Origin of the sequence: Chryseobacterium sp. T16E-39 (assembly GCF_002216065.1) — a bacterium.
In the GTDB taxonomy this organism is placed as follows: Bacteria; Bacteroidota; Bacteroidia; order Flavobacteriales; family Weeksellaceae; genus Chryseobacterium.
Map to the genome: position 1 here is coordinate 2,935,243 of NZ_CP022282.1, position 26,586 is coordinate 2,961,828.

Here is a 26,586-nt window from a genome sequence, read left to right on the forward strand (position 1 = left end):
TCAAAATCATAGGTCATCGTTGCTGCAAATCCTGTATCTCCACCACAATGTCTTACAATTCTGTATAGCAGCTCAAGATCGGTAAGGATTTCTTTGATATGTCCACCATTTCTTCCAGAACAGCATATGAGTTTTCTGGCTTTTTTTACATTAAGCTACTTTACAAAATCAGATCTTAATTCATTGGAAGGTTTACCAAAAGGAGAAAGGTATTGATAAAACAAAATATAAACAATGATTGGGATGGTAGAACATTAACTATAATACGGAAAATTTCAACCTTAAAAATATCGAAAAAGCCCTTAGATCTAAAACCTCAAAAGATGAATCTTTGGTACTAGAAGCTCAACCTTCAATCACACCAATAAAAAGATGCTCATCATCACAGAATAGCCTTTATTTTCAATCTCCTAATAATATTAATTTAAATTTGGAAACTAAAATTAGATTTGATCCAGAACTAATTACCTAATTCGAGTTGATTTTTAATTAAATTATAGTAATCAGATTTGTTATAAACCAATTCTAAATGATTTCCTATCTCGGCTATTTCTCCATTTTTTAGAACAATAATCTGATCAGCATTTTTAACGGTACTCAATCGATGTGCAACAACGACCACCGTTTTGCCAACAAAAAAAGATTGTAAATTATCGTGTATCATTCTTTCATTTTCAGCATCTAGAGCTGATGTTGCTTCATCAAAGAAAATAAATTGTGGGTTTTTATATACAGCCCTTGCTATAAGAATTCTCTGCTTTTGGCCTCCACTCAATTGAATTCCTACATTTCCAATCTTTGTATTATATCCCATTGGCAATGAATCAATAAAAGAATCAATACAAGAAATTTTTGCCGCCATATCTAATTTTTCGTAATCGACAGCTTCATCAGAAAATATAATATTCTCAGCTATTGTACCACTAAAAATATGCCCATCTTGTAACACAATTCCACATTTAGTACGCCATTCATTTGAATAAACATCTTTAATATTATGATCGTCCAACATTATCTGTCCTTCAGATGTTCTGTAATAAGATAAAAGTAATTTAAGCAATGTTGTCTTACCGCTTCCACTAGAGCCTACTATCGCCGTAATTGAATTCTTTGGAATTTTAAATGAAACATCCTTTAAAACGAAAGGATTATAATTTCCTGGATATTTAAAAGAAATATTCTGTAAGTCAATATTTTCTATAGATTTAGATGCCAGGCTCATCGTTTTATTGATATCTTCGTTATCCGTGTTATAGATTTCTCCGATCCTTTTGTTTGAAATATCAGCATCCTGAGTATCTTTTATAAAACTTACTAAATTCTGTACTGGACCTGCCAGCTGTCCTACCACATACGAAATACTTAACAAAGCACCAAGAGTCATTTTATTATCAATTATCAGTAATGCACATATCCCAACAGATATTATTTCTTTTAATTTAGATATAAAACTAACACCAATTATCTGATATGTATTTAGGAATAAAGATCTTAACTCGAGTGTATTTAATTTTTCCTGAATTTGCAAGATCTTATTAATACTATAAGTCTGCGCATCATTTATTTTAATTTCAGGCATATTCATTACAAACTCATAGATGTGATTATTATTTTCAGACTGCCTTAAAAACATGGCATATTCTATGGTGGCTCTTCTTTTTAAAAAAAATAATATCCATATTACAGACACTATTGAGAGTATAAAGTAAATGATAAAAATGGTTCGGCTAAAATAGAATAAAATTCCACCGAAAATTATGATATTGCACACATTCAGAACGAATTCAATTCCCTTCCAGGTCAGAAAATTCTGGACTCTATTTTGATCGCCAAGACGTTGCAGTGTCTCAGTGTTAAGATTACTATCGAAATAATTTATAGGAAGTAACATCAACTTTTTTAAAAGCTTGTTTTTCAAATTGATACTCAACTTGAAATTAATTTTCGTCAAGGTTATCTGGCTAAAAAAATCAGAGAAAAAATTTGAAATAAATAAGATTAATTGTGCAGCAAGCAGCACATATACAATGTTTAAGTCCTTTTTTGCAATTCCTAAATCAATCACTTTCTGAAAAATAAAAGGAATAAACCAGTTTGCAATCAAACTTATTGCGATTAAAAGGAAAGATAACATATACTTCGATTTGTTATCTTTCACAAAATTAAAAGCTTCTTTAAAAAAAACAGAGTTGTAAAGAGCATTTTTACTTTTCCCCACTTCATTTCCCTCGCTGAATTCTTCATTGGGTTCGGAATGTATTATAATTCCTTTCTCGTTGTTTCCTTTCCATTCTGTAATAAATGTTTCTTGGTCCAAAGAAATTTTACCGTAAGCAGGATCAGCCAAATTAAAAACAGTTTCATTCCTTTTTTTACTAATCTTTTCTAAAACAATAAAATGATCTTGTTTCCAATAAAGAATAGCCGGAAGTGGGATTTCCTCAATTTCATTAACAGATATTTTCAGGGGGCTCATATTAATTCCAAGTTTTTGTGAAACATCAACAAGGTCTTGTATTGAAACACCAATTCTTGTAAATTGAAAAAGCTTCTTTATTTGTTCTAAAGTACAGATCTTACCATGATAACTTAAAATCATCGCCAGACATGCAGCTGCACAGTCTGAACTTTGTAACTGATGATAAAATCTCATACTTCTACTAAGCTTCAGCATAAAGAAATTCTTCTATTTTTTTAATAACAACTTTATCTTTTTCGGATTCAACACCAGAATAGATACAATAGTCTACATCTACATGTTCAATAGCTTGCTGAGAACATCCACCATTGCATAATGGCATTATTCTACAACTCAGACATGGTTTATTTTTAAACTTTGAGAACATTCTTTTATTCTGAGAGTCATTTTCCCAAACAATCTCTCCTTCCTGAGTTAAGTACCCTTCCCTGTTTTTATTTTCAAAATCTCTTGCTGTACATTTGAAAATATCACCATTATAATTAATAACTGAACTATTCAGTTTATCAGCATAACATGAATTTGCCAAATTATCAGGTAGATTAGTACTCACCTTAAATCCTTTAGCTCGAATTTTTTCAACATTTTCGTTTACAATAAGATCTGTATCATCTAATTTTCCATTTTGCCATACTCTATGGAAATCAAATAAAAATTGAGAACTTCTGTTTTCATCTATTATTTCCTGAAAATCATCTGCGATTTTAGAACAATCATGGATATTTTCATCGGTATAGTTTACTCTTGCTCTTACATGGAAATGTCTATGTTTAAGAAGTTTTTTTATGTTCTCTACAATATCAAAATAGCTTCCCCTTTTTTCACTTACAAATCGTACTTTATCATGATTCTCTCTATATCCGTCAAAGGTGATCTGCAAATTGGGCATAAGATTCTTATCAACAAAATAATTGATAAAGCTATCATTGATCAAAAAACCATTGGTTGTAAATGAAGTACTGAAAACTTTGTTGTACTTACGGCATTCTTCAACTGCGTGATCAATAAGAGGTTCAACAACCTGCTGAAAATATAATAAAGGTTCACCACCAAAAAATGCAAGATTAAAATGCTTGATTTCCTCGTCCTGGATCTTCTTTGTGATAAACAATTTGGTAGACTCTAAAACGGTTCTGGTTAATTTTGAACTTTTAATGTGCGTTTCATAGCAGTACCAACATTTAAAGTTACAGTTCATCGTTGGGTTAATGGTCAGAAGATAGCTCGAAGCATTGTAATCTACGGCCTCCCGAATCTTCTTAACTTTTTCTATTTCATCGACCTGAGTATCTAAAATAAACTCTTCAGCGATTAGATAATGATACAAGTCAGGGTGCACATTTTCCAATTCATCAATACCTTCGGTAACTGCAGCTCTAAGTATTTCGGCTAAATCATTTTCCAAAAGAACTACCTTCTCTGTAAAAGAATTATACAAAGCTTGATTCCCATTAGTTCTTACAATACTATTAAATTGACTGTATTTCATAATTTAAAGTAAGGAGGGTTTTAACCCTCCTCATGTTTTTTTAGTGATTATTTTACTCCACATCCAGCAACACAGTTTCCTGTATTACATGTATTCGATGTAGTACAATCTCCAATGTTAGCATTGATATCTGGTAAAATACCGCCTCCTTTCCCAGCCATGAACGCTGTTGAGAAACCTCCTTTTAGCGTTTCACCTTTACTAGATAATGCTTCAAATCTAGTTACATCAAATTTTTTGATTTCTTTGTTCTTTTCCATTTTAATTGATTTTAATTGAACGTTATTAATTAATTTTTGCTTTAAAAAAAAGCGATATTTAAACACTTCCAATTGCATTGCGCACTACAATTAACGTGTGAAAATTATTTAAAAAGTTGCGGCAGGTCCTGCATTATTATTCAGCTTCCTGTTCACTTGTATTTGTTTCCCTTTAGAAAAGTCATAACTCAATCCCAGTATAAACATTGAACGGTTATTCCAAATCTGATTATGACGAGAGTAATTAACTACACTTTCGGGTAAACTTTTCGTTTTATAATCAGAAGGCATTCCGATCCAATACATTCCTGTAGTAAAGGTCCAATCTTTGACTTTATAATTGGCAAGAACATGATTTGCATTTTCATTTGTTCTGAGGAATGCACCATCAAGATTGTAAACAGGAATATTAAATTGATATTGAATATTAAACGATTTATATTCTGAGGAAAGAGAGAAATAATTGGAGATATAATTATTTTTAATTACTGCTCCATTACTCGTTCTTAACGTTTCAGTTGCAGGGGTTAAAACAGCCTTTATGACTAATAGACTATTCCCAAATGGTTTATAAGAGCCCGAAAGCTGCAACCCAAACTGTTGGGCACTTTTTGCATTTTCATACATCAATGCATACCTTGCGGCATCTTCATCCAGTATAAAATATTGGTTGATTGCTCTTTTATTATAGATATAAAATAAATTGGCATTAAGGTCAAACTTCTTATTATTCAATGAATAGACAAAATTATTAGTCCATTTCTGAGAAGATCTTAAATTTGGATTACCACGCTGAACAATATTGGGAGCCCATTGTACAATATTACTACTTAGAGATTCACTGCTAGGGCTTTGCGGCTTATAGCTGCTTACTAATCTAAAATTCTGATTGTTTTTCAGGGCATAGCTCAATATAATCTTGGGAGAAAATACCCATTGGGTATCTGTATTTAATTCAGTTTTATTACTAATATTGGTAATTCCAGCGCTAATTCTATACGAAAACTTATCTTTTTTACCAGTAAACTCGGTATAAAGATATTGCTCAAAATAGTTTACATCATACTTCGAGAAACCTGATAAATTGTTTAAATCGTTAGCAATAAAAGTATTTGAAAAACGATATCCCGAAGAGAGATTACCTTCTTCAAAAGTATGTGTATGCGCAACTTCGCCGATAATTCCGGTTTGTGTTGCATCAAGTTTCATTTCATTGTCATACACTGCAGCGTTAGATAGCACGTTCCACTCTTTTGCACCTTCAGAACTAGAGGTCTTATAATGTGACCCTAAAACATTAATGGTTAGTTCATCTTTCTTCCCAATATTCTTTGAAAAATAAAGATCCAGAGTTGGTGAGGTATAATTCGAATTACTATTCTTAAACATCCTGTGATCTTCCAAAAGATTGTCTTTAAAAAAACGGCTCTCTCCGTTTCCCTTTACAAAATTCGTAGATATGTCGGTAATCAATTTGGCCTGAAAAGTATAATTTTGCAGAATAGAGCGCGTATATCTCAACGTTATGTTCTGGCCCGTATACCCGAAATGATCTTTTCTATTTTCTTCTGTTCTGTAAACTGAATTGCCAAGGTTATATTCATAATTACTCTTTACGGTCCGGTTATTATAATCTCTATAATTAATTGAATATTCCAGCCCGAAATCGTTCTTCCCTTTTGTATAATTTCCATATGCAGAACCATTCAGAAAGCCTGTAGCAACTGCAGAACTTAGGTCCGCACCAAACACATAACCTGTTTCAGGATTTCTAGTAATAATATTCACAACAAGGTCTGCCCTATTTGACCATCTTGCAGGGGGATTGTCAAAATATTCAACTTTTACAACATCTTTTGGCTGTACACTTCTGATCTGCATATCGCTGGCTTCAATTGAATTGATCAGAAACAATATTTTTTGTCCTCTGGTACTTGTAATAGTATTCGAAATGGGATCTAATTGTAATTCGGGAAGCGTTTTCAGAAGATCTTTTGCATATCTTGCTTTTTCTAATGCTTCCTTATCAAAGGTATAAACAGCTTTATCAACAAATTGTTTTTTATGCTGAAATTGTAAGATTACTTCTTGAATATCTTTTGATTGTATCGTATCTGATTTTTTTTCTTCAATATTCTGTGCATCAATTGCCGAAACACTTAACATAAAGAAAAAAACTGCTATGCATTTATTACTCATTCTTCCTATTTTAGATTGCTAATGTAATACGGGTATAAAAGTTTAAAACTTATTATAGCATATATTAAATTACTTTTACAAAATAGCTGTCAATTGATCAAGCTATCCTGATTTGATCTAAAACAAAGATGCAAGAAATAGGATTCAACATCAAATGAAACATATATAGATTCATGAATTTATATCACTAAATTTATGAATCTATAATACTTAAAATACTAATAATCAATAATTAATAGTTATATTCACCTATCTCTTTTAAATAAATTGAAAGTGGGACTCAAGTTCTTTTTTTGAATGTCAATACGAAGGCTTATTCATTATTATAGCCTAACTCTTCAGTAATAAATAGAATTTATACGAACGAAATTTCATATCTCTTGCAAATCTTTTGATAGTATATCAATCTGAAGAACATTCCGCCCCACCGAAAAATTTTTGCCTTTACAAGCATTACTTGAAATGAAGATTTATCATCATCTATTTAAGTAAAAATACAATGTGTTTTATAAAAAGTCCAGCCCTTTCTTTGAAAGGGCTGGACTTTTTATAAATTATCTTTTTATTATTTAATGAGATCAAATTTGGCATATTCAGCGACCTTTTTAGGAAGCTTAATACCTTCTTCTGTCTGATTATTTTCTAATAAGGCTGCCATTATTCTCGGTAAGGCCATAGCAGAACCATTCAGGGTATGAACCAGCTGAGATTTACCATCTGTTTTATAGCGACATTTTAAACGGGTTGCCTGGAATGTTTCAAAATTAGAAACAGAACTAACTTCCAGCCATTTTTCCTGTGCTGCACTCCATACTTCAAAATCATAGGTCATCGCAGCAGCAAACCCTGTATCTCCACCACAAAGTCTTAATACTCTGTAAGGAAGTTCAAGATCGGTAAGGATTTCCTTGATATGTTCCACCATTTCTTCCAGAACAGCATATGAATTTTCTGGCTTTTCAATTCTTACAATTTCCACTTTTTCAAATTGGTGAAGACGGTTCAACCCTCTTACATGAGCACCATAACTTCCCGCCTCTCTCCTGTAACATTGTGAAAAAGCTGTGTTTTTAATAGGAAGGTCTTTTTCTTCCAATAAAACATCACGGTATAAATTTGTTACCGGAACTTCTGCTGTAGGAATTAAATACAAATCATCTGCACCAATATGATACATCTGTCCTTCTTTATCTGGCAATTGACCCGTTCCATATCCTGAAGCTTCATTCACTACATGAGGTGGATTCACTTCCATGTATCCTGCATCCACGTTTTTATCAAGGAAATATTGTACAAGTGCTCTTTGCATTCTTGCTCCTTTTCCTAAATATACAGGGAAACCTGCCCCAGCAATCTTCACACCCAATTCAAAATCGATAAGGTTATATTTTTTTGCCAGCTCCCAATGCGGAATTGCTCCTTCTCCAAGACCTTCCACATCATGAGACTGGTAAATGATTTCATTATCATCTGCAGAAGCCCCACTTTTTACAAGTTCGTTTGGAATATTAGGAAGCTGATATAAAATATCCAATAAAGTCTTTTCCTTTACATCCAATTGTGATTGTAATTCTTTACTCGATTCTTTAAATTGTGCTGTTTTAGATTTTGCGGATTCTGCTTCATCTTTTTTTCCGTCTTTCATTAAAAGTCCAATTTCTTTGGAGATTTTATTAATTTCGGAAAGTTGAGAATCTAATTCAAACTGGATTTTTTTTCTGTCATCATCGGTAGCAATAGCATTGTCTACCAACTCAAGATTTTTGAATTGTCTTTTTTTCAGACCTTCTAAAACGCGTTCTTTATTTTCGCGTAAAAAATTGACTTGTAACATTTTATTTAGATGTTAGTTTATTAAGATGTTAGACATTAGATCTTCTAGGCTAACAGTTATGCAAATTTAAAATTATTTTTCGATGGTAACAACATTTGGAAGACCAGGCTGTTTTGTAAACTCCAGTTTATCGTTATAAAACACCTTTGAAACTTCAAATACTGTGGGAGTCCAATGATACTGGATTTTCAATACATCAGTAGTTACTTCAGGAGGAGTGGTAGTGGATGTAGGTTTTGTAAGTGTTAACGTTATACTGGATTCATAAGTCCTGTTTTCCGGGCTTAACGAATCTAAAGTAATTCTTCTCGCTCCTGCAATATATTCAATATAAAGTGTAGAATCTGCCGTGGCTTTTAATGCAAAACTTACTGGAGCATTATCCGTAAGTCCATTGATATCATTCATTGCAATTGATGCATAAGACCCTGTCTTTTTAGGATTTAAAAGATCCTGTCCCGCACTGTTCTTCATATACAGATTAAAAATCTGATCAATTCTTTGTATGTCATCGTCATCACTTTTGCAACTTAAAAGCGCAAAAAAGACAACCAGAATTCCAAATGCAATATTTCTCATGATCAAACAAAGATAAAACTTATTTTAATTATTCTTTCTTAATACTTTATTCAGCAATAAATTAATTTCAGATTTTGAAATCATAAAATCACGGATACGAAATTCCGTGAGTTCATAAAATTTCCAAAACAGTAATGCAGATGATAAGCAATAGGAAACAGAAGTTACAATACATGCTCCTATAACTCCCCAACGTGGAATAATAAAAAAAGAGGATATTACCGTAAATACAAGTCCTATCACAGACTTGATATTTAAAATTCTAAGTTTATTAATCCCTGCAAAATAATACCCAATAATATTACTTACCGCAATTGCTAAGATACCCGGAGCTAAAAATAAAGTAATTTGCTTTGTTTCGTGAAAATCCTTCCCAAAAACCATAACATAGAACTGTGCAGGTAAAAGTAAAATCCCAATGATGAACAAAAGAGATATCAAAAAACTGATCTTCAACGATATTTTTGTTTTTTCAATGGCGTCGTTATGATCAGAGGTATTAACGACATCTGCATACAATATGATTGAAAGACTTTTACTCACTGTCCAGATGGCCTCTGAAAACGCAATTCCAATAGAAAATATTCCAACGCTTGTAATCCCCTTAAAAAACTCTAAAAAGTAAAATGACAGTCTGTTGCTTAAAAACTGAAAAAAAGAACTTAATTGAATCTTCCAACCATAGTGGAATAACTTGTTCCTGATCTGTCTGGAAAATGAAATGTTAACCATTTTACAATGACGTAAGATCTGGAAACTACTGATGATGAATAAAAGCAGAAAACAACTCATCTGTGCAATAAAGTAGGATTCCACAGAAGTGATCTTAATAATATACACAATTACAACAATGAATAATATATGCACAACCTGTTGTAGGATCGTATACAGATTAAACATCCGTATGTTTTTCTGCCCAACAAATAAATTAATATTAGCCGCCAGAAGAGAAGATAAAACGGATAACCCAACGAGATAATATTGATACTCCATTGGATGGACAAAACTAAAAATAAGCGGAACAGCTATTCCCACCAATAGGGACCAAAGATATGCATACAGCAATATTTGCTCTGTCTTAAATTTAGATGCAAAATAGGTAACGCTGCTTCCAACAAAGATATTACAGAAAAAACCAACAATTGTAAGGTCAGCGATCACTATTGAAATCGTTCCCTTTCCCTCACTACCCCACATATTGGTTGTGTATATGACAAGACCGAAATTTAATATCAATATTAAAAAGCGTGAAATAAAGGTTTTTACAATTGTATTTTGCTTCATCGTATTAATGTATGGATTGTTTGATGAAGTCAGTAAAAAGATTTTTTATGAGATTCCAGTTGTATTTTTTCTCATATTCTTTTCTTGCATTCAATGCATGTCCTCTGTATAATTCCGGATTATCAATATAATTAATAACTGCTTCCGCAATACCATGATCATCTTCAGGATCGATCAAAACACCAAATTTAGAAACGTCTACATGCTGGCGTGTAGCCTTCAGATCCGTATAAATAACTGGTTTACCAGAAGCTGCATAATAGAATATTTTGATTGGCAGACAATGATGATTCTCATAGTTCATTTCCCTCAAATCAAAACATATATCAGCATCTGCATAAGTTTCGGTAAAGGTTTCAAAAGAAGTTGGTCTTTCAATTCTGATATTTTCCCATTGATATTTTGACAACAGATGGGAAAAATATTTCTCATCTTTTTCTTTTCTTGAGGAACCGATGATTAAAATTTCAATCTTCAAAGAGGGTCTCTTTTTCCGAAGCGTATCAATTGCTTTAAAAAAATTTTCAATTCCCTTCTCTTTTGAAATCTGTCCTGTATAACACAAGGTTATTTTATTGGGCTCTAATTCCTTAATGCTCTGATGAATATAAATATCATTTGGGAAATAGGGTAAAATAATATTTTTCTTCAATGGAAAGACGTTTGAGAGTGGAAACTTTTTGGTTTTTTCTCCAAAAATAAAATGGGTACTCAACCATCCTGCATACAATTGAATAAGGAAGAATTTAATGGCATGAACTCCTTTTAAAAAAAATGAGAAATTCTCAACCATCCTTTTGGATGGATACCATTCCGTAATATCGTAGATAATGCTTACTTTCCGCTGTTGCTTTATCTTTTTTGAAGCGACTACAGCAAGAGGCTCAGAACATATAATACAATCCGGCTGAAAATCATCACAGACCTTCTCAAAAATTTTTAGCTTCCTGTTTGTGCTTTCGTCTAAAACAGAATAAGATTCAATCTCAATCCCATCAATTACCCCTTTGTATTCAGAACTTAAACTACAAATTTTCACATCATATCCAAGACCCCTAAGCTCTTTTGCCTGGTGAAAAAAGATCCTGTCATCGTTGTATTTATGTGCTGTTGTTAGAAAGAGTATTTTAGACATGATTTATGAAATGATCAACAGGCAAAAATCTAATTACTTTATAATTAAATTGCCTGATAGGATACAAATATACTTTAAAAAGAAAAAAGCGGAAACAATCCACTTTTCTTTTTCTTTGAGTTATTATCTAACTATTTATTTAATATCTGCCGCCCAACTTTTATCCAGAGGCAAAAGGAAATGACTTAAAAAATCAAGATATGTATTTTTTGAAAAGTCGAATACCTGAATATCTCTTGGCAGCTCTCCATTTCTAAGTTTTGTCTTAAAATCGATAAGCTTTAAAGTTTTTACCTCTCCTTCTTCTACAAAACTTGCTTTCATTCGGTCAAATAAACCTAGTTGATACTCCTGATCGATTTCTCTCATGATCTTTCCCAAAGCATCAATACTACAACCGGAAGCCACTTCTTTTTCTTCATCTACGCATACCACAATAAATTGATTCTTCTCAATCTTAAAAGATGATGAAAGTGGTTTTCCATGTGCTGCCCAACCCGCTAAAAAATCGTACAGTTTTTCTGTAACTACTTTAGCTTCTTTTGTTGTAAAGGGTCTAGAAGCCGGATATATGATCACTCTGTAATCGTTTGTTTCTACTATATTGGATTCTTCAATCTTCATTGTTGTAAATTTAAAGTATAAAATTAAGAATTATAAATGACTTTATCTTTTATATAAATAACAAAAACTCAAGAAGATTCCTGAGCCTTTATATAGAATTTAAATCATTTTCGTTAAAGATCTTCTGCTTCTGCAAGCAGTTCTACGATATCTTTTACTGCTACTTCTTCATTCTTATTGAAGTGCTTCACTCCATCTGTCATCATTGTATTACAGAAAGGACATCCGGTAGCAATTACTTTAGGTTCAAAAGACAATGCTTCTTCTGTTCTTTCAATATTGATATCTTTATTTCCTTTTTCAGGTTCCTTAAACATTTGCGCTCCTCCGGCTCCACAACAAAGACCATTGGTTTTACAACGCTTCATTTCCACAAGTTCGGCATCAAGTTTTTCCAATAATATTCTTGGTGCTTCATATTCGTTATTCGCTCTTCCTAAATAACAAGGATCATGGAAGGTGATCTTCTTTCCTTTAAATGCTCCGCCTTCAATTTTCAGTCTACCCTCTTCCATTAATTTTTTAAGGAACTGCGTATGGTGTACAACCTCAAAGTGTCCACCTAAACTTGGATATTCATTTTTAAGGGTATTGAAACAGTGGGGACAAGCGGTTACAATTTTCTTTACTTCATAAGCATTAAGGACTTCGATATTCGTCAATGCCATCATCTGGAAAACAAACTCGTTTCCAGCCCGTTTTGCAGGATCTCCCGTGCAGCTTTCTTCCTGACCTAAGACTCCAAATTCAACCCCTATTTTATTTAATATTTTGCAAAATGCTTTCGTGATTTTCTTTGCACGGTCGTCAAAACTCCCGGCACAACCCACCCAAAATAAAACTTCAGGTGCTTTTCCCTCGGCAGCATATTCTGCCATTGTTTTTATAGTGAAATCCATCTTAATTGTAAAATGTATTTTGTATTAATGTAAAATATATTTTAAAATCATCAACTAAATCCTGTTGAAAATTTTAAATATTAATCATTTGCCCAGTTTAGACGATCTGCTTGATTATACTGCCAAGGAGCAGCGTTATTCTCCACATTCGTCATCATTAAGTTCAGTTCCTGCGGTGCTGCAGATTGTTCCATCACCAGGAATCTTCTCATTTCAAAAATAATAGAAAGCGGGTCTAATAATATCGGGCAAGCTTCTGTACAAGCATTACATGTAGTACATGCCCAAAGCTCTTCCTTCGTTACATAGTCATTCAATAACTTTTTACCGTCATCTACAAACTTTCCATTTTTATCAATATTCTTCCCCACTTCTTCCAAACGGTCTCTGGTTTTCATAAGGATCAATCTCGGAGAAAGTTTCTTACCGGTAATATTTGCAGGACACACAGAAGTACACCGTCCACATTCTGTACAAGAATAGGCATTAAGTAACTGAACCCGATTTAAATCAAATATATCTTCAGCACCAAATTTAGAAGGAACATCAGCTTCTGCTCCTTCTGCCGGAGCAGCATATGGATCTGCATTCGGATCCATCATAAGCTTGATCTCTTTAGTCACAGATTCTAAATTGTTGAATTTTCCTTTTTTCTCTAAATTAGCATACCATGTACTTGGAAATGCAAGAATAATATGCAAATGCTTTGAATAATAAAGGTAATTCATAAAGAATAAAATACCCACAAAGTGAAACCACCAGGCAGCTTTTTCTGTAAAGAACAAGAATCCATCACTGAAATTACTGAATATAGGGCCTAATAATGTAGAACTGATCGGAAAACTTCCATGTTCAGGAAGAAGTCCTCTCTGCTGTAACACCCAATCTGCGGTATTCATTTTAAGGAATGCTATCATCAATGCAAATTCAATAATAAGAATCCAGTTTGCATCATGCTTTGGCCAACCAAATAGTTCTTTCATTGTTAATCTCTTCACTCCGTAAAAATTTCTACGGATAAAGAAAACAACCACACCTATGATCACCAATAGAGCCAATACCTCAAGTGTTGCCGTGAAAAAACTGTAAAAGCTATGTCCTAAGATTGATGAAAGGAATCTATGAGTTCCAAATATCCCATCAACAACAATTTCAACAAGCTCAATATTGATAATAATAAAGCCCACATAAACGAAGAGGTGTAAAATACCTGCAACAGGACGTTTTACCATTTTACTCTGCCCCATTGCAACACGTGCCATGGTCTCCCAACGTTCTGACTTATTATCACTTCGATTGATTTCTCTACCCAGTTGAATATTTCTGTAGATTTTCAACAGGCTTTTAGTAAACAACCCAAACCCAGCAACTAATAAAATCAGAAAAATAACATTATCGATATACTGCATAAGGTTTATTATTAGTCTTTATTATTCTTACCGAAAACAGAGAAGTTGATATATCTTTTAGGATTCGCCTTCATGTCTTCAATTAATGAGTTCAGATTTGTAGATGCAGAATTCAGATTATTATAAAGCTGCTCATCTTTCATAAGTTTTCCTAAACTTCCCTGACCATTATCAATACCTCCAATAACCTGATTAAGCTTACCAACTGTAGCATCTAAATTAGCAATGGTAGCATTCAGCTTTTTAGTGTCAATGCTTTCTGCTAAGTTTCCATATTTATCTAAAGTAACTTTTCCACTTTGCATCGTAAGACTAGCATCATCCAATACTTTTTGAAGCTTAGGGTCGTTGTGGCCAACTAAATTATTCACGCTTCCAGCTGTGGTCTGCAATGCTCCCACAGTTTTGTTAAGGTTAGAAAGTAAAGCTTTAATTTCAGCTCTATTCTGTCCATCAACAATTAGATTAGCATTTGCCATTAGAGAATCAACACGGTGTAAAACAGACTGCAACTGATCTTTTACCGGGCCAACCTGAGAAGACAAACTTCCCAATGTCCCTAATTTGAATGCTCCCAGAAGGGTATCACCATCTTTCGCGGTGGCTCCACCATACATCAGATTTACTCTCATTTCTTTACCAGACATCAGTCCCGGTTCAAAAATTTCAAGAGTAGAATTCTTTGAAAACTCAAATTTATTATCAACAGTAATTTTGACCACAAAATTGATCTTACCTTCTTTAGTTGTCTGAGGGATGATTTTATCAACCTGCCCAACCTTTAACCCGTTAATAGATACTGGTGATGATTGAGATAACCCTTCAACATTATCATATTTTGCGTAAAATATATTATCGGTAGTAAAAAGACTTCTGCCTTTCATGAATTGAAATAATAACACAAAGCCTACGATAGCTAAAAGTGCAATTACACCAGCTTTTAATTCTTTACTGAACTTCACTTGCTAATTTTTTTCTAATGAGCAAATATAGCACATTTTAAATTAATGTTTCTGTTTATTGCTCTGCGTTAAATACAAAAAAGCGGCATTTTTTATGCCGCTTTTAGTATCTATAAAATTCTTTTTTTTATTATTGCTGATTTCCCAGCTTGTTCCAGATCTCAATTCTGTAATCATCGATCTCTGCATTGTCCTGTAAGCTCTTCAACCAAGACTGACCGAACATCCCTGCACTTCTCTGAGTAACAGACTCTGTAAATTGTTTTAGATCACCAGGTTGCTTATTTACTGTTTCATTCTTTTTAATTAAAACATAAACACCCGTTCCACCTTCAACCGGTTTTGAAAGCTGAGATTTTTTAACTCCAAAAGCAGCACCAGCTACTTTAGGTTCCATTGATCCAGCTACTGATGGGTTTAATAAGTTTACCTGTGCAGATTGTTTAGTGGTTGCAAACAATTTAGCAATTTGATCTAAGCCAGAAGCTTTAGCTGCTGTAATTTTATCAGAAATTTGCTTCGCTGCCAATTTATTTTTAACAACAACTTCGATCTGATCTCTTACAGATTCAGGATCAGCTAAACCTTTTTCCTGTTTTCCATTCAGGTATACTACAATTTTATCTCCTGTTCCATCTACTGTAAAGAATTCGGTATCTCCCTTAGTTCTTTTCTTATCAAAAGCCCAAGCAAGGATGTCCCCATCTTTTTCAGTTCCTAATCCTTGTAATTGACCATCAAATCTCTTAGCAGATTTAGGGTTTGAGAACTGGTAATTTCCTTTTTTAGCAATATTAACGAAATCATTAAATGATTTTCCTTGAACCTGCTGGATAAATCTTCTCGCTTTTTTATCAACATCTGCTTCCGTAGCGTCAGAAGCTTTAATTGCTTTAACAACATTAGCCACTTTATATCCTAATGCTCCCGGTTTTTTATCCTCAATATTAATGATATGGTATCCAAACTGAGTTTCTACAACACCTGTTGCTCCTTTAGGGTTATTTGCTAAATATGTTAAGAATTCAGGAACGAAAGGAGTTTCCGGAGTTGTCCACCCTAAACTACCTCCTTGAGCTGCTGAATTAGGATCGCTGGAAAGTTTAAGGAATTCTGTAAACTTAGCAGGGTTTGCTTTTACAATCGCACCGACAGAGTCAGCTAATTTCTTAGCCGCTTCCTTAGATCTTGTAACACCTTCTCCCGCCGGGCTTCCTTTGAATGCGATCAAAATATGTCTAGACAATGTAGAATCTGAAGTCTTTTTTCCTAAAAGCTTAGAAACAACATAGAAATTCTGTTCTTTATAAGGACCAAAAGTCTGTCCAACAGCTGCAGTTGCAATTTGCGACTGAATTGCTTGTGGCAATTGATTTGGCTTCAAATACTGGTTATTGAATGGCATGTCAGAATTCGCCATTACAAACATAGAATCATTGGTTGTATTTTGAAAATTCTCTTTTCCTCCACTTGCATCAGTACCTCCAGAGAATATTTTAGTGATCTCTTTTTGAGCGGCTGCATCATCAGCAGCGCTAGGTTGAGAAGGGAAAAATGCAATCCCAATATTTCTGCTTGCTTCAGCTTTAAACATCACTGGGTGTTGTTTAATATAATCGGCTAGATCTTCTGTTTTTACTTTGATATTATTTTTCTGAAGATATGAAGTGTAATCAACTTTAACGAAATCAATGTCAGCCATCTGGTCTCTCTCTTTCATTAACTCTTCAGCTTCCTTCTTACCTGTAGTGATTCCTGTTGAAATATTAGCAAAAACCTGTCTTGCCATAATTCTGTATTCAACAGATTTTCTGGTTTTCAACCATTGGTTGTACCCTTCAGCACTTGTAGTTTTTAATTCTTCCACCTGTTTTTTAAGCTCCTGAGTCTTAAAATTACCTTTCTCATCAAAGAATTGTTTGTTCTGAGCAAACATTTGATCATACTGAATCTGACTCCAGAAATAATCATCTGTCATTTCAAAACCCATTTTATCAAACTGCTGCTTGATAAGCTTTGATTGAACCAACAGTTGCCAAGCTTGTTCTTCAAGGCCATTTTTTGGTTGTCCTTGTTGTTCTGCCTGCTGTTGTAACACGAAAAGTTGATCATTAAACTCTTCACGGGTAATTTTTTCACCATTTACTTTTCCTAAAACATCAGGATTTTTTCCAAAAACCTTATCAATGCTATCAGGATTAACTAAAAACGCTAAAAGCGCCAGTGCAATTACTCCCATCAAAAGCCAAGGTCTATTCCTAATCTGTCCTAAAATTGCCATTTTATAAATTATAGTTTTTTATCAGGTTGCGAAAATACACATTTTTAAGAAATTACAGAAATCCAAGTGCTTTTTTTAATTTTTAAAATTTAAATTTTATAAAAAAGGAAATTTTGACCATATTTTTTGGTGAAATACAAATGGCATAGGTATTGTGCATTTTACATGCACATCATATTTTAAGGGTTTCTTAAGTATATTGTGCATAATCATTATAACGATTTAAAACGAGAATGACAATTTGTCATTTGATTGACTATGACAGAATTTGAAGATATTAGTTTAGAGGAAATGATTAACGATGGATTTGATATTGTAGCTGAGGAGATTAATCTTTCTGACTTTTCGGAAACTGATAAAAATTCCGAACAAAGAATATTTCCTATTCTTCCGGTAAGAAACATGGTTATGTTTCCTAATGTAGTAATCCCAATTACTGCAGGAAGAAAAGCATCTATACAACTGCTTGAAGAAGCTCAGAAAAATGGAGACTTTATTGGAATTGTAAGCCAGAAAAACTCTGAGTTGGAGCAGCCTACTGAAAAAGATCTTTACCAGACAGGAACCTTAGCCAAGATCATTAAGATCATTAAACTTCCTGAAGGAAACATTACCGCAATTACAAAAGGTTTTCACAGGTTTAAGGTAAAAAAATTCATTGAGAGCCAACCTTATTTCAAGGCAGAAATTTCTAAATTAAAAGATACAAAAGCCAAAAATGAAGATGAGTATGAAGCATTATTAGATAATATTAAAGATCTAGCTTTAAAAATAATTGAACTGGATCCCAATATTCCTAATGCTGCTAATTTTGCAATAAAAAACATCAACAACAATGATGATTTATTGAATTTCATCTGCACCAATGCCAATTTCCCTTCAGCCGACAAACAAAAATTACTTGAGGAAAAAAGCCTCATGGAAAGAGCTAAAAGCTGTTATGAAAAGATGCATGAGGATTATAGAAAGCTGGAGCTGAGAAATCAGATCCATCAGAAAACTTCAAAGGATCTTGACAAACAGCAAAGAGAGTATTTCCTTAACCAGCAGATCAGAACTATACAGGAAGAGCTTGGTGGCGGATCCGAAGGAGATGTTGAAGACTTAATCAATAAGGCAAAAGCCAAGAAATGGAGCAAAGAAGTTGAAGAACATTTCCAAAAGGAGATCAACAGACTTCAAAGACAAAACCCCAATTCCCCAGACTACAATGTTCAGAGAAATTATCTTGATTTCTTTACTGATCTACCATGGGAAACTTATACGAAAGACCTTTTCGACATTGTTAAAGCTGAAAAAGTGCTTGAAAAAGCCCATTTTGGATTAGAAGATATCAAGAAGAGAATTCTGGAACACATGGCTGTTTTGAAACTGAAAAACAACATGAAATCTCCAATTCTTCTTTTAGTGGGGCCTCCAGGAGTTGGAAAAACATCTTTAGGTAAATCTGTCGCTGATGCTTTGGGAAGAAAGTATGTAAGATTATCTTTAGGGGGACTTCATGATGAAAGCGAAATTCGCGGGCATCGAAAAACATATATTGGAGCAATGGCTGGAAGAATCCTTCAGTCTATTAAAAAATCAGGAACATCCAATCCGGTAATCGTATTAGATGAGATTGACAAAGTAGGGCAAGGCATCCATGGTGATCCAAGTTCTGCACTTTTAGAGGTTCTTGACCCTGAGCAGAATAATGCATTTTATGACAACTTTCTGGAAATGGGTTACGATTTGTCTAAAGTAATGTTTATTGCCACCGCTAATTCACTTTCAACGATACAAACCCCACTTCTTGACCGAATGGAGATCATTCAGATCGCAGGTTATACCATGGAAGAAAAAACTGAAATAGCGAAGAGACACCTCATCAAAAAGCAGCAGGAAGAAAATGGATTAAATCCTAAATCTTTCAAGCTTGGAAATCCTGAGCTCAAACACATCATTGAAGCTCACACTTCAGAAAGTGGCGTAAGAACATTAGAAAAGAGAATTGCATCAATTGCAAGATGGGTAGCACTACAAACCGCCCTGCTTAAAGAATATGATCCGAAAATCTCTATTGAAAAAGTGGACGAGATCCTCGGAGTTCCAAGACCTAAAAGCTTATCTGAGATCACAGGTGTTCCTGGAGTAGTTACCGGACTGGCATGGACAAGTGTAGGGGGTGACATTCTATTTATTGAAAGTATTCTAAGTAACGGGAAAGGTACCCTTACCATGACTGGTAACCTTGGAACTGTAATGAAAGAATCAGCTACGATCGCTTTAGAATATATCAAGGCAAAGCATAGAGAGCTGGGAATTGATCAGGAAGATATTGAAAAGAAAAACATTCACGTTCACGTTCCTGAAGGGGCAACTCCAAAAGACGGCCCTTCGGCAGGGATTGCAATGCTTACATCAATGGTTTCTTCATTTAAGAATAAGAAAGTTAAACCTCATCTGGCAATGACGGGAGAGATCACATTGAGAGGAAAAGTACTTCCGGTTGGAGGAATTAAAGAAAAGCTTCTGGCTGCAACGAGAGCAGGAATTAAAGATGTTATTCTTTGCGAAGCCAACAGAAAAGATGTTGAAGAAATTAAAAAAGATTACCTGAAAGACCTACAGGTCCACTACGTCAATAGAATGGAAGATGTTGTAGACATTGCTATTGAAAAGTAATCAATGACATATAATACTATAAACACGCCTTATGGATAGGGCGTGTTTTTTATTGAAAATCTTTCGCCCGGATCAGAACAACACAGATATTAATCACCTTTCTGAGTGCATTTGAATTGGCTGATACTATAAAAATAATTTAAGTTAACTAAATAAAAACCCTTTAATTCAAAGGGTTTTATTATTTTTATACTACAGATTATGAGTTATGAATTTTTTTAAGCTTCCCTTTCTATTAAAACTAACCCTTGTCATTATTTCCATTATAGGTATAGGATACCTTTTAGAGCTGGGACAAAGCATTTTAGCCCCCTTTTTTCTTGCATTTCTAATGGCAATGTTATTTTTACCTTTTGCTAATTTTTTAGAAAAAAAAATTAGATTTCCACGTTCGGTTTCTACGGTGATCTCTGTACTGTGTATGCTGGTCATCTTAGCAGGTTTGATATTTTTCTTTGGGTCTCAATTATCCAGCTTTACCAAAGATCTGCCCCATTTAAGAATGCAATTTGATACTGTTTTCAATGGTCTCCAGAATTGGGTATCTCATACTTTTAATGTTAAAATCCATGAACAATTAGACTATATTGATCAGGCATTAAACAAACTCCTGTCATCATCAGGAGTTATTCTAGGATTTACATTTGGAATATTTTCGACAGGTTTAGGCTTTCTGATATTTTTCATTCTGTTTTTTATCTTCATTTTAAATTACAGAAGAATTTTAAACAACTTTATCGTTAATGTCTTTAGCGAAAAACATAAAGCAAGCGTACAAGAGGTTGTATCTGAAGTCCGTGTAATGACTAAAAAGTACATTATCGGGCTTTGTATTCAGATCATTATTGTTTCCAGCCTTACTTCAATTGTATTGGCCTCGTTAGGAGTAAAATATGCAATTCTTTTAGGGGTCTTAACAGGATTACTTAACGTTATTCCTTATTTAGGAATTTGTATTTCACTTTTAATTTCATGTTTTATTGCTTTTGCAACTGCTACCCCTTCTACCTGTATTTATGTGATCATAGGTTATATTGGAGTACACGTAGTAGATGGAAATATTGTGCTTCCATTTGTTGTAGGTTCAAAAGTTAAGATCAATGCATTATTTTCTTTTATAGGAATTCTAGTAGGTGAACATCTGTGGGGAATTTCCGGAATGTTTCTTTGTATACCGGCAATCGCTATTATCAAAATTATTTTTGAAAGAGTGGATGGTCTGAAACCTTGGGGAAAATTACTTGGAGAAGATCAAAAACCGCATAAAAAGAAAAAAAGTTATAAAATTTCGAAGAATATCACTTTAAAAGAAATGGATTAAAACAAAAAAATAAGCCCTCTGAATACAGAGGGCTTTAATTTTTATCCTATTGCACAAAGAGGGCTCATCCCATTTGGGCAAGATTGATTACAAGGGATATACGTATGACTATCCGGGCAATATCCAATATCAGTTCCCGGTCCCGGGTCACCTGGATTACCACCTCCAAGACATGGATCACCAGGAGGAATTTTGCATGGACATCCAATAGGACCAATATCACAAGGGCCAATTCCTATTCCCCCTATAATTTCTTTTAGATCATTACGATTAAGTTTCTGACGATTTTTTAGCATAGAATTATTTATTTAATTTGTCTAACAAATATATAAATTCAAATAATAACAAACGAACATATTCACTCAAAACATATATTATATTTAATTTTTAGCTCAAATATATTTATTAACAATATTTTTGTTTTACATTTGATGAAAATCCATCAATCATGAAAATAATAAAATTTATCATTTGTTTGCTTTTCGGGCTTATGTTTCTCAACGCCGGACTTGACAAATTTCTTCATTACAATCCAGTGCCAAAATTGACTGAAGCACAAATAAAATTATATTCTGCTTTTAATGAAATTGGCTGGGTACTGCCATTGGTAGGTACAGTAGAAATTGTTGGCGGGCTTCTTTTTATCTTTCCAAAAACAAGAGCCTTGGGTGCCATTGTTATTTTACCTGTAATGGTAGGTATTGTATTGCATAATGTTTACAGAGATCCTTCGTCAACAGGAATTACCATTTCCCTGATTCTTTTTCTGATCAACATTTGGATAATCGCCGACAACAGCAAAAAATACAAAGCTTTGGTAAGCTAAAAAAAAGACTGCAATATCTTGCAGTCTTTTTTATTTATACAAATGCGCTAAAGCCTGTAATCGACCGGCCTACGATCAGCGAATTGATTTCTTTTGTTCCTTCATATGAATAGATCGCTTCGGCATCCGCCACTAACCTTGCAACGTCATATTCAAGTAAAATTCCATTTCCACCCATTACCTCCCGAGCCCTGGACACTACATCTCTGGTTCTCAATGTACAAAATACTTTGGCTAAAGAAGCATGCTCGTCTTTTAAAATTCCTTCATCTTGCATTTCAGACAATCTGAAAACCAATGTCTGCATGGCTGTAAGATTTGATAACATTTCTACCAGATGCCCTTGAATCATTTGAAATGAAGCAATAGGCTTTCCAAACTGTTCTCTTTTTCTCGTATAATCTAAAGCACTTTCGTATGCTCCCCTTGCACATCCCGTAGCCATCCATGCTACCCCTGCTCTTGTCATCCTTAATACTTTGCCTGTATCTTTAAAAGAGTTGGCATTTTGTAATCTGTTCTCTTCTGTTATTAAACAATCTTTTAAGGTAATCAATCCATTCTGAACAATGCGAAGGGCCATTTTACCTTTAATTTTCTCTACAGAAAATCCCGGATTATCTTTTTCCACGATAAATCCTTTAACTTCTCCGCTATCAATATCTCTTGCCCAAATGATCACGAGGTCCGCGAATGTTGCATTTCCAATCCATTTTTTCTCGCCATTTAAGATCCACCCCTCAGGAGTTTTCTTGCACGTCGCGGTTAATCCCCCGGCCGCTCCTGATCCAACCTCGGGTTCTGTTAATCCAAATGCTCCTATTTTTTCAAATTTTTGCATTTGGGGAAGCCATTTTTGTTTTTGCTCCTCAGAACCGCAGATATAAATAGATCCCATTGCCAGTCCTGATTGCACTCCAAAAAAAGTAGCTATTGAAGCGTCAATTCTCGCCATCTCCATTGCAATAACGCCTTCCATTAAAAAAGGCATTCCGGGACAACCATATCCTTCGTAGGTTACTCCACAAATATTAAGTTTCTGGAATTTCGGAATCAGTTCAAAGGGAAATTCATCCCGCAACCAATAATGATTAACCAAAGGTTTTACTTCCTTTTCCATAAAGGCTCTTACTTTAAGCTGAATCTCCCTTTGCTCTGGAGTAAGGGTGTGATAGATATCGTAAAAATCACCATCAATGGGAGGAAGTTCTTTTTTCTTTCTGTCCGAGTCCAGCATTTTCATCAATCCCCCTAATTGTTTATCATCTAATTTTGAGAAATTCTGCATCAGCTTAGGAAGATCCACTTTTCTGGATATTGCACTTAATTGATCAAAATCTATTGATCTGAATAATTCTATTGCGTTTCTGATTTTGGAAAAAGTATTAGACATAGTTACTGTTGTGATTTAATTTGTAAAAGATATACAAAAATCACTCCGAAATTTCGTTCCCTTAACAAATTACATTTTACAAATCAATGATTTACAGGTAATTAAATCTAATTTTTTATTTACAAAGTTTTTACCTGTGATTTTCAAACATTACAAGTGATTCCGTCTCAACTTTGGTCTTAGCAAAACATTAAAAATCAACATTATGAAAACTACTTACACTACATTGTCATTATCCGCTATCCTTTTACTAAGTATTTATTCTTGTAAAAAAGGAGAAGCAACTGCTATTGACTATGAAGCTTCAGCAACTGCCGATTCAGCTTCCGTTATTGTTTCCGACAGTATTTCTTCTGCTGCAACAATGAATGTAAAAGACAAACAGTTCATTAAAACCGCCGATGTAAGTATGGAAGTGAAAGATGTTTACGAAGCAACAATTTCAATTGAGAAATCGGTTCAGGACTTAGGTGGATTTGTAGCACACAGTAATTTACACACTAATGTCATTTCAGAGGACACTTACAACACTTCTACTGAAAATGCAATGCTTGTCAAAAAATACCAAACCGAAAACAGAATGCAGGTACGTGTTCCCACAGCCAAACTGGGTGAACTGTTAACACTCATCAACAGCAAAAAACTTTTCCTGAATTCAAGATCTATCAATGCTGAAGATGTGACCTCAAATATAAAATATGCAGAACTTGAAGCTAAAAGAATTAAAAAAACAAGTGAAAACATTTCCCAACTCAAAACCAATAAAGACAAGGTGAAAATGGGTAATGATAATATGTCTGAAGAAAATTTACAACAACTTTCCAATCTCAATGTTACCGACAATATTAAATACAGCACCGTTGACATTTACATTAATGAACCCAAAATTCGTATTGCCGAAATCGCTGTTACCAATACAAGGAATATAGATAACAAATATAAATTCAATTTCATTTATGACGCCAAAAATGCTTTTGTAGAAGGATTTTATCTGATTCAGAAAATTGCAGTAGGATTGATCACCATCTGGCCCGTTTTATTAATTGCAGCAGGAATCATTTATCTCATAAGAAAACGAAAATCATTTAAAAAACCAACACAACATATTTCAGAATAACAAAATGCTATCCTAACCTTTCGGTTATCATCATAATTTTAGATTTTACAACCCCCGAAAATCGGGGGTTACATTTTCCATAATAGCCATTATCTTTTGATACTCACTTTTTTTGTCATTACAGAATTATTACTTTCTATCCTAACGAGATAAATACCTTCCTTCAGCTCTGATAGATCAATTGAAAATTGGTTTGCTAAAAATTTGTATTTTTTTAATTCCTTTCCGTTTAAGTCGTAAACGCTAACAAGATTTGAATCTTTTCCAGATTCTAATTTAAAATTAAAAATACCGCTTGACGGATTAGGAGAAACCGTTCCAAAATTTAAAATTTCATTTGTTTTAGTCCCTAATGTAGCAGTGTATTCACTTGCTCCCATGTCGATTATTGTATTTGAAATTCTACCAGATCCATAAAAATCCAATTCTCCTGCGGAAATGACAGTGGAAGGTTTCCCTTTATTGATACAAGGACTTGCTGCATTTAAGTGCAAATCAGGTATTGTACTTGAAGGTGATACCAAATTTGGGTTGGCATAAATAGAATTTGCATCTTGACCTGTTGCTGTTTTATAAGCTGAAAACGAAGTATAAGTTGCCCCTTTCCACTTAATCATTACGCTATTTTGATTATTGTTTGGAGTATACCAACAATTATAATTAAATGTATTATTCGTTTGTGGATTAATCGGATCGACAGACATTAAAACATTTTTCGAACTTGTATAAAAAATATTATTTTCGAAGATACAATTCGATGCTTTGGTCATGGTAATTTCTCCTACTCCCTTATTTGCTGTGTCGTTTTGAAAAAATGTATTATTTCTAATAACACAATTAATAACCTGCCCGGTAGTATCAGGATCAAATCCTCCTATTGAAAGACCTACTTCATTATTCTTGTATAATAAATTGTTTTTTACCGTAATTTGTTGAACCACCCCATCTTGCTCTGCACCAACCTCAATTCCATATCCATTCTGATAACTTCTATTTCTCTCTACCACAATATTTCTTGCCCCATCAACATAAATCCCTGCAGAAGTCGCATATTTCGAAACATTATTATAACATTCATTATTAGTCACTACTCCATTTCTCGCCTCATCCAAAGATGCATTGGACGCTGTTCCCTCATGCCCCAATATATCAATTCCAATATTTGTATTATCGTGTACCACACAGTTTTTCACTGTAAATCCATCCACATTTCCATTTACAGCTAATGCTTCACTATATCCTAAATAATTATCAAATACTTTACATCCGTCTATAGTAAGGTTGGTTATACCTCCATTTCTACCATAAACAATAAGACCCTGAGCATTATCATTCTCAGTTACGGGTTTATTCTTATCGGCATTCCATTTGATATTTTTTATGGTGATATTTTTAAAAGTCAGATCTGTTGATGAATTTGTTCCTGTAGTTTCAACAAGTATACCTTGTGCGTCGTTTACTGTTTTATTTTGAATCGTTAAATTTTTAAATTTTAAATAGCTTTTATTGGTAACGGTTAGCAAAGTAGAGCCTGAAGTCCCTGTACCATCAATGATAACATTATCATTTGAGTAATTTTTAAAGGTAATATAGTTCCCACTGGTTCCACTCACATTGATTACCACATTCTCGTTGTACGTACCCGCTTTAATATTGACAATACTATTCGGTGTAGCGCTATTGGCTGCTTTTTGTATTGTTTTCCAAGGTGCTGTAGCACTCCCGTTATTTGCATTATTTCCGGATGCTTTATCCACATAGTAGTTGACTTGGGAAAACCCCAGATTGTACACAAGTACTAATACTGTGATCAGAGTGATTTTTTTCATTG

Annotated in this window: 20 protein-coding genes; 4 read left to right on the forward strand and 16 right to left on the reverse strand. The window is 33.8% G+C overall.

Annotation, left to right across the window (positions count from 1 at the left end; genetic code table 11):
• Positions 1-460: 460 nt before the first annotated feature.
• From CEY12_RS13195 to CEY12_RS13255, 13 genes are all read right to left on the reverse strand, one after another.
• Positions 461-2,674, reverse strand: coding sequence for a peptidase domain-containing ABC transporter (locus CEY12_RS13195; RefSeq protein WP_089028127.1), 2,214 nt, complete (start codon positions 2,672-2,674; stop codon positions 461-463).
• Complete coding sequence (locus tag CEY12_RS13200) at positions 2,661-3,968, reverse strand: radical SAM/SPASM domain-containing protein (protein ID WP_089028128.1); 1,308 nt, start codon at positions 3,966-3,968, stop codon at positions 2,661-2,663. Before CEY12_RS13200 ends, CEY12_RS13195 begins: the two co-directional genes overlap by 14 nt.
• Before the next feature lie 47 nt (positions 3,969-4,015).
• Positions 4,016-4,228 (reverse strand): hypothetical protein, encoded by a 213-nt coding sequence (locus CEY12_RS13205; RefSeq protein ID WP_157676818.1) that lies wholly within the window; start codon positions 4,226-4,228, stop codon positions 4,016-4,018.
• Between the two features lie 108 nt (positions 4,229-4,336).
• Positions 4,337-6,427, reverse strand: a complete 2,091-nt coding sequence (locus tag CEY12_RS13210; RefSeq protein ID WP_317043921.1) for an outer membrane beta-barrel protein — start codon at positions 6,425-6,427, stop codon at positions 4,337-4,339.
• 565 nt (positions 6,428-6,992) lie between these two features.
• Positions 6,993-8,261: a serine--tRNA ligase gene (gene serS / locus CEY12_RS13215; protein WP_089028131.1), complete on the reverse strand. Its 1,269-nt coding sequence runs from the start codon at positions 8,259-8,261 to the stop codon at positions 6,993-6,995.
• 72 nt (positions 8,262-8,333) lie between these two features.
• Positions 8,334-8,840 (reverse strand): hypothetical protein, encoded by a 507-nt coding sequence (locus CEY12_RS13220; protein WP_089028132.1) that lies wholly within the window; start codon positions 8,838-8,840, stop codon positions 8,334-8,336.
• 24 nt (positions 8,841-8,864) lie between these two features.
• A complete protein-coding gene (locus tag CEY12_RS13225; RefSeq protein ID WP_089028133.1) occupies positions 8,865-10,124 on the reverse strand; it encodes a polysaccharide biosynthesis C-terminal domain-containing protein in 1,260 nt (419 codons plus the stop codon).
• A gap of 4 nt (positions 10,125-10,128) precedes the next feature.
• On the reverse strand, positions 10,129-11,259 hold the full coding sequence (locus tag CEY12_RS13230) for a glycosyltransferase (RefSeq protein WP_089028134.1): 1,131 nt from the start codon (positions 11,257-11,259) through the stop codon (positions 10,129-10,131).
• Between the two features lie 135 nt (positions 11,260-11,394).
• Complete coding sequence (locus CEY12_RS13235; protein WP_089028135.1) at positions 11,395-11,883, reverse strand: hypothetical protein; 489 nt, start codon at positions 11,881-11,883, stop codon at positions 11,395-11,397.
• Positions 11,884-11,996: 113 nt separating this feature from the next.
• A complete protein-coding gene (locus tag CEY12_RS13240) occupies positions 11,997-12,782 on the reverse strand; it encodes a (Fe-S)-binding protein (protein ID WP_089028136.1) in 786 nt (261 codons plus the stop codon).
• Between the two features lie 80 nt (positions 12,783-12,862).
• Entirely contained in the window at positions 12,863-14,191 is a 1,329-nt protein-coding gene (locus tag CEY12_RS13245) for a (Fe-S)-binding protein (protein WP_089028137.1), read from the reverse strand.
• 11 nt (positions 14,192-14,202) lie between these two features.
• Positions 14,203-15,153 (reverse strand): MlaD family protein, encoded by a 951-nt coding sequence (locus CEY12_RS13250; protein WP_089028138.1) that lies wholly within the window; start codon positions 15,151-15,153, stop codon positions 14,203-14,205.
• Between the two features lie 130 nt (positions 15,154-15,283).
• A complete protein-coding gene (locus CEY12_RS13255; RefSeq protein WP_089028139.1) occupies positions 15,284-17,434 on the reverse strand; it encodes a SurA N-terminal domain-containing protein in 2,151 nt (716 codons plus the stop codon).
• Between the two features lie 258 nt (positions 17,435-17,692).
• On the opposite strand from CEY12_RS13255, the gene lon reads away from it, so the two are divergent.
• Positions 17,693-20,098, forward strand: a complete 2,406-nt coding sequence (gene lon / locus CEY12_RS13260; protein WP_089028140.1) for an endopeptidase La — start codon at positions 17,693-17,695, stop codon at positions 20,096-20,098.
• Positions 20,099-20,306: 208 nt separating this feature from the next.
• On the forward strand, positions 20,307-21,419 hold the full coding sequence (locus CEY12_RS13265) for an AI-2E family transporter (RefSeq protein WP_089028141.1): 1,113 nt from the start codon (positions 20,307-20,309) through the stop codon (positions 21,417-21,419).
• A gap of 41 nt (positions 21,420-21,460) precedes the next feature.
• On the opposite strand, the gene CEY12_RS13270 is transcribed toward CEY12_RS13265, so the two are convergent.
• A complete protein-coding gene (locus tag CEY12_RS13270; RefSeq protein ID WP_089028142.1) occupies positions 21,461-21,715 on the reverse strand; it encodes a hypothetical protein in 255 nt (84 codons plus the stop codon).
• A gap of 152 nt (positions 21,716-21,867) precedes the next feature.
• Here CEY12_RS13270 and CEY12_RS13275 point away from each other — a divergent pair, with 152 nt between their 5' ends.
• Positions 21,868-22,245, forward strand: a complete 378-nt coding sequence (locus CEY12_RS13275) for a MauE/DoxX family redox-associated membrane protein (protein WP_089028143.1) — start codon at positions 21,868-21,870, stop codon at positions 22,243-22,245.
• A 34-nt stretch (positions 22,246-22,279) separates the two neighbouring features.
• On the opposite strand, the gene CEY12_RS13280 is transcribed toward CEY12_RS13275, so the two are convergent.
• Positions 22,280-23,638, reverse strand: a complete 1,359-nt coding sequence (locus CEY12_RS13280; RefSeq protein WP_089028144.1) for an acyl-CoA dehydrogenase family protein — start codon at positions 23,636-23,638, stop codon at positions 22,280-22,282.
• 205 nt (positions 23,639-23,843) lie between these two features.
• Here CEY12_RS13280 and CEY12_RS13285 point away from each other — a divergent pair, with 205 nt between their 5' ends.
• Positions 23,844-24,755, forward strand: coding sequence for a DUF4349 domain-containing protein (locus CEY12_RS13285; RefSeq protein WP_089028145.1), 912 nt, complete (start codon positions 23,844-23,846; stop codon positions 24,753-24,755).
• An 89-nt stretch (positions 24,756-24,844) separates the two neighbouring features.
• Here the strand turns inward: CEY12_RS13285 and CEY12_RS13290 are convergent, their stop codons facing one another.
• Positions 24,845-26,584 carry a T9SS type A sorting domain-containing protein gene (locus CEY12_RS13290; protein ID WP_089028146.1) on the reverse strand — a complete coding sequence of 580 codons (1,740 nt, stop codon included), beginning with the start codon at positions 26,582-26,584 and terminating at the stop codon, positions 24,845-24,847.
• Between the last annotated feature and the right edge of the window lie 2 nt (positions 26,585-26,586).